6 protein-coding genes and 1 pseudogene are annotated in these 5671 nt (G+C 71.0%); 4 read left to right on the forward strand and 3 right to left on the reverse strand.

All coding sequences use genetic code 11. The features are described 5' to 3' along the window. The 3 genes from AB0J09_RS54520 to AB0J09_RS54530 form a co-directional block, all read left to right on the forward strand. The coding region (locus AB0J09_RS54520) for a pyridoxal-phosphate dependent enzyme (protein ID WP_360710152.1) at positions 1 to 302 on the forward strand (302 nt) is incomplete at its 5' end. After that, a complete protein-coding gene (locus AB0J09_RS54525) occupies positions 299 to 1270 on the forward strand; it encodes an ABC transporter ATP-binding protein (protein ID WP_360710154.1) in 972 nt (323 codons plus the stop codon). The genes AB0J09_RS54520 and AB0J09_RS54525, both read left to right, overlap by 4 nt. A gap of 1 nt (position 1271) precedes the next feature. Continuing rightward, positions 1272 to 2243, forward strand: coding sequence for an oligopeptide/dipeptide ABC transporter ATP-binding protein (locus tag AB0J09_RS54530; protein ID WP_360710156.1), 972 nt, complete (start codon positions 1272 to 1274; stop codon positions 2241 to 2243). A 245-nt stretch (positions 2244 to 2488) separates the two neighbouring features. On the opposite strand, the gene AB0J09_RS54535 is transcribed toward AB0J09_RS54530, so the two are convergent. From AB0J09_RS54535 to AB0J09_RS54545, 3 genes are all read right to left on the reverse strand, one after another. After that, on the reverse strand, positions 2489 to 3772 hold the full coding sequence (locus tag AB0J09_RS54535) for a CHRD domain-containing protein (protein ID WP_360710158.1): 1284 nt from the start codon (positions 3770 to 3772) through the stop codon (positions 2489 to 2491). A gap of 162 nt (positions 3773 to 3934) precedes the next feature. Then, positions 3935 to 4645 carry a zf-HC2 domain-containing protein gene (locus AB0J09_RS54540; RefSeq protein WP_360710159.1) on the reverse strand — a complete coding sequence of 237 codons (711 nt, stop codon included), beginning with the start codon at positions 4643 to 4645 and terminating at the stop codon, positions 3935 to 3937. Further along, positions 4642 to 5151: a sigma-70 family RNA polymerase sigma factor gene (locus AB0J09_RS54545; RefSeq protein ID WP_360710161.1), complete on the reverse strand. Its 510-nt coding sequence runs from the start codon at positions 5149 to 5151 to the stop codon at positions 4642 to 4644. The genes AB0J09_RS54540 and AB0J09_RS54545 overlap by 4 nt, the downstream gene beginning before the upstream one ends. 338 nt (positions 5152 to 5489) lie before the next feature. Between AB0J09_RS54545 and AB0J09_RS54550 the strand changes: the two are divergent. Then, positions 5490 to 5671: pseudogene (locus AB0J09_RS54550) on the forward strand (ribosome small subunit-dependent GTPase A); the annotation flags it as partial.

Here is a 5671-nt window from a genome sequence, read left to right on the forward strand (position 1 = left end):
GCGCCGTCTACGACTCGGGCGGGCGGGTGGTCGCGGTGGACGACAACGACCTGTTCGAGGCGATGCGGCTGCTGGGCGAGGAGGGCGTGTCGGCCGAGCCGTCCGCCGCCGCGTCCACCGCCGCGCTGCTGCGCGCCCGCGCCCAGGGCTGGGTGTCGGAACGCGACACCGTCGTCAGCGTGGTCACCGGCGGCGCACTCAAGCAGCCGACCGCGCTCACCCAGGCCGCGCCCCCACCAGAGGGAACGGTCCAGGCCGACCCGGCCGAGCTGCTGCGCATCTTCCGCGGAGACTCATCATGACCCTGTTGGAGATCAACGACCTGCATGTGGAATTCCGGCTCGACGCGGGCACGATCAAACCGGTCAACGGCGTGTCGCTGTCGGTCGAGGCGGGGCAGACCCTGGCGGTCGTGGGCGAGTCCGGCAGCGGCAAGACCGCGACCGCCCTGTCGATCCTGCGCCTGCACCCCACCCCGCCCTGCCATTACACCGGCGGTGAGATCCTCGCGGGCGGCCGCGACCTGCTCAAGCTCTCCGAGCGGGAGATGCGCAAGATCCGCGGCAACGAGATCGCCATGGTCTTCCAGGACCCCATGACCAGCCTGAACCCCCTCAAGACCGTCGGCGCCCAGATCGCCGAGTCGCTCCGCCTGCACCAGAGGCTGTCCAGATCGGAGGCCCGCGCCCAGGCCGTGCAGGCGCTGCGCGAGGTCGGCATCCCCAACGCGGAGAAGCGGGCGGGAGATTACCCGCACCAGTTCTCCGGCGGCATGCGCCAGCGTGTGATGATCGCGATCGCGCTCGCCTGCCGCCCCAAGATCCTCATAGCCGACGAGCCGACCACCGCACTCGACGTGACCGTCCAGGCCCAGATCATGGAGCTGCTCGCCGCGCTCCAGGAGCGGTTCGGAATGGCGATCGTGCTCATCACGCACGACCTCGGCGTGGTGGCCCGCTCCGCGGACCAGGTGCTGGTCATGTACGCGGGGCGTCCTGTGGAGCTGGCGACCGTGGACGACGTCTTCGACTCGCCTCGCATGCCGTACACCAAGGCGCTGCTCGAGTCCATGCCCAGGTCGGACGTGCCCGGAGGGGCGCCGCTTGATCCGATCCCCGGCAGCCCGCCGAACCTGTTCTCGCCGCCCGGCGGCTGCGCGTTCCACCCGCGCTGCGCGTTCGCCATGCCTTCGTGCGCTTCCGAGTCGCCCCCGCTGGTCGAGCGGGCTCCTGGGCACAGCGCCGCCTGCCTGCTGGAAGGGAGCCTCTGAGATGGCCCAGCCGCTGTTGTCGCTGCGCAGCGTGCGCAAGGAGTACGCGAAGGCCGTCGCGGTCGACGACGTGTCGTTCGACGTCCATCCCGGTGAGACGCTCGGCCTGGTCGGCGAGTCCGGGTGCGGCAAGACCACGCTGACCCGGCTCATCCTGCGGCTGGTCGAGGCAAGTGGGGGCGAGATCCGCTTCCAGGGCCGCGACCTGCTCGGGCTGGGGCGCAAGGAGCTGCTCGCCGTGCGGGAGGACATGCAGGTCGTCCTGCAGGACCCGTACGCCAGCCTGAACCCCCGCATGCGCGTCGGCGAGATCGTCGCCGAGCCGCTGGTCACGCACGGGCGGGTGCGCCGCCGCTCTGCGGAGGCCCGCGCCCGCGTCGCCGCGCTGCTCGAGGCGGTCGGGCTGGAGGCGGGGAGCCAGGACAGGTTCCCGCACGAGTTCTCCGGCGGGCAGCGGCAGCGCATCGGCATCGCCCGGGCTCTGGCCCTGGAGCCCAAGCTGGTCATCTGCGACGAGCCGGTCAGCGCGCTCGACGTGTCCATCCAGGCCCAGATCGTCAACTTGATGAAGCGGCTGCAGGCCGAGCGGGGGCTGACGTACCTGTTCGTGTCGCACGACCTGTCGATCATGCGGCAGGTCGCCACCCGGGTCGCCGTCATGAACCTCGGGCGCGTCGTCGAGCTGACCGACACCGAGACGCTGTTCACCGCGCCGCGCCACCCGTACACGCACGCCCTGCTGTCGGCCGCGCCGGTGGCCGATCCCAAGGTGGAGCGGACGCGGCGGCGCATCGTCCTCCGGGGCGACCCGCCGTCCCCCGCCGACCCGCCCTCGGGGTGCAGCTTCCACACCCGCTGCCCGGCCGCCCGCCCCGAGTGCTCCGCCACCCGGCCACCGCTCGCCCCTCAGGAAACGCCCGGCCACACGGCCGCCTGCCTCTTCCCCGTCACGGACGCCACCGCACTGGCCTGACCTGGCACACCGGACTCCGCGCCGCGTCGTGCGTGGCTGTGCGCCGTGCAGCCCCCGGCCACCGCCACGGGCGCACGGGAACGCCCCGCCGCACGGGCTCCGGGTGCGGCGGGGCGTTCGGTGCGAGCGGGGCGGGCCGGAGTGCCCTGCTCGCGGTGGCCGACCGGCGGCCCGGGGGACGGTGGGCCGGATCGACAGGGGAAGGCCTTCCGGGGGACGGGACCGAAGCGTCGCCCCGGAAGGCGTCAGCCGAGGAAGAGGTAGTCGGCCCCGTACGGGACCTTGGCCTCCGAGCCGGGCGAGCAGGCGCCGGACGGGGCGACGCCGCCCGTGGTGTTGAGGCGCAGGATCTGCGTGGCGTGGGCCAGCAGCCCGCTCTCCTTGCCTGCCTGGGCGGCGTCGAGCACCAGCTCCGGGATGTTGCCGTCGCCGTTGGGCGTCTTGGTGACGACCGAGCCGCGCACCGCGCTGCCGTCGGGAGCGATCCACTGCGGCGGGCCGGCGGCGGGCGTCACGAAGGAGTGGTCGATGCCGCGCCGCAGCTTGGCCGACACGCCGAGCTGGGTGAAGGCGTACCCGCCCGACGGTTGCGCCGTGCAGGAGTAGATCTGCGAGCCGCGCAGCACGTCGGCCGTGAGCGCGCGCGGGTGGGTGAACGGCCGTCCGGACAGCTGGCCGCGTACGGCACCGCCGTCGAAGTCGAGCGTGTGCAGGTTCGAGTAGTAGCGGTCGGGGTTCGCGGCGACGCGCTTGACCACCGCGGCGGCGACCGGCGTCTCACCGGCGACGCCGGTGAGGTTCTCGGGCAGGGCGCCCGCGAACAGGTCCTCGACCACTGGGCCGTTCTTGCCGGTCACGCCCTTGTGCAGGTGGCCGTTGGTCACCTGGCCGAGGCCCGACCAGAAGGCGGTGTAGGCGATGGACGAGCCGTTCGGGCGCAGCCACCAGACGGCCTGGCCGTCCTGGTCGGCGCGCTTCTTGCCGTCGTTCTCCTGCACCTCCTGCGCCCCGTCGGCGCGCGCGGAGAGCGTGGCCTGGTTGCTGCCCTGCAGCACGCCGTTGAGGTCGACCGGCTTGTTCAGCCGGTGGAACTGGCCGCGTACGGCGCCCTTGGGGTGCTTGGCGTCGTGCAGGTTGGCGTAGAAGCCGCCGGGGTTGTCGATGAGCGACTTGACGAGCTCGTTGCCGGCCTTGACGGTGCCGGTGACGCCGAGCACGGTCGCGGGCAGCGGCTTGGTGAAGAACTCGAGCTTGACGTCACCGTTGACGCCCTTGGCGCCCAGGTGAACGTGGCCGGCGGTGGGCGCGTCGATCTTGTTCCAGCGGACCGCGAACGTCACCTCGTTCCCGCTGATCTTGAGCACGACCGTCGAGCGGCCGTCGGCGTCACCCTTGACCCCCACCTCGTTCGCGCCACGCAGTCCGGCAGCGAGATAGACGTCGTCACCGGAGGCGTGGGCAGGCGCGGGCGAGGCGAGCAGGGCGGCGGCGAGCAGCGTGCCGGGAATCGCGAACTTTCGGATGAACATGGCGAAACCTCTTAAACGGTTTGATATTCCGGTTGGTACGGCAGGCAGTACGCGGCCGGCACCGGTGGAGGTTCAACCCAGGAATCCGTAAATTTACACACAAGGAAGAAGGCACGAAAAAGCCCTCCCGCCAGCGGCGGGAGGGCTCGGGACGCCTGGCGGTCAGGCGTTGATGGTGAGCAACTTCTTACCTGTCGAGGTGACGACCTCGAAGTGGTCGATGTCCTTCAGCGGCGTCGCGCTGCCGCCGTGCATGTAGAGCGGATCGGGCGAACCCGGCACTCCGTACCCGGCTGGAGGTACGGACCACCCGGTCATGACCCGCCGCTCACCCGACTTGCCGACCGAGACCAGCTCGCACTCGAGCGGCCCCTTCACCCCGGCCAGCCTGAGCGCCGCGTGCGTGCCCCAGGCCTTGGACTCGACCACCAGCCCCCCGGTCACCCCGTCGACGCCCTTCCCCTCGATGGGGACGCCGTCGGCGTAGAACTGCTCGGCGGGCCCCAGATGGTTGGCGTGGCCCTGCGCGATCAGCGGCGCGGAGTCGGCGGTGAGCTGCGTGCCGATCGTCAGCCCGCCCGCCACCAGCGTGACCGCCGCCGCCAGCCCGATCACGAACGTCCCCCTGCGCGTCCGCCGGTCGGCCGCCTTCTTGCGCTGGAGCAGGTCGATCACCGGCTCGGGGGACGGTACGTCGTACTCCTCCACCGGGCCGATCCCGCTCAGCACGCTCGCCATGCCGGACAAGTCGGACAGCTCGGAGCGGCAGGGCGAGCAGCCGAGGAGGTGGGCCTCGAAAGCCAGCCTGTCGTCCTCCTCCAGCAGGCCGAGCGCGTACGCGCCCACATCCGTGTGCTCGACTCTCGAAGTCACGCCGTCACCCCCCTCTCCTCGAGTGCGATCCGCAGCGCGCGAACGGCGTAGTAGACCCGGGATTTCACGGTGCCGACCGGGATGCCGAGCGCCTCGGCCGCATCGTTGACGGACCGGTCCCGCAAGATCGTCTCGTTGAGGATCTCGCGATGTGCCGGTGACAATGCCTTCAGCGCCTCTGACACGACCACCTGGTGCAGCAGACCCTCCATCTCGTCAGGCACGGGAACGCTCTCCAGCGGCCCGTCGCCCGACTCCTGAGGGCGGGCGTCCCGGCGCCGCCGGTCATCGATCACGATACGTCTGGCGACCGTGGCTAGCCAGGGCATCAGCGAGACCGACTCGGGATCGAGTTGCTCCGCACTGCGCCAGGCCCGAATCATGGTCTCCTGCACCACGTCTTCCGCCCACTGCCGATCGCCCGCCGTCAACCTGATCACGAAGGCCAGGAGCGGCCTGTGATATTCCCGGTAGAGCGCGGACACCGCCGCCTCGTCATTTGGCACCCCGTCATCCGGCCGCACACGGCGGATCCAGTGTCGAAGGCGCGGTTTGCCCATGGGGGCGGCTCCCTCGGCCGAGGGCGGGGGATAAGTGCTGGTGTGCATCATTCCCCTTTCTCGTGTCCGTCGGCAGGTGGTACGGCCAGTCGCCCTGGCACGGTTCAACAGATCGCGATACTTAATCCGATTGCGTCCTCGCGGACAGGGTGCGTAGAGTCGCTGCCGCAACCGATCGAGGAGGTGAGGGCAATGCGGGTCGTCATGTTCACCGTGCCGTCCATTCATCTCCGGGGGCTCCCCTGAGCCGCCCGGCTCCTTCTCGACCAAGGGGTTTCACTCCGTTGTCCAACGATCTTTCTCTGCTCGGCTGGACCGGCCTGCGCGCCGCCGAGCTGCCCGCTGACACCGTCCCCGCCCGCGTGGCCCGCGTCGACCGCGGCGCCGCCGAGGTGATCGCGGCGGACGGTCAGCATCACGTCAAGTACGGCGCCCGCATCCGCAGGGCGTCGGCCGCCGACCCCAT

The sequence above is a fragment of the Nonomuraea sp. NPDC049784 genome (genome assembly GCF_040659615.1).
Classification (GTDB): Bacteria; Actinomycetota; Actinomycetes; order Streptosporangiales; family Streptosporangiaceae; genus Nonomuraea.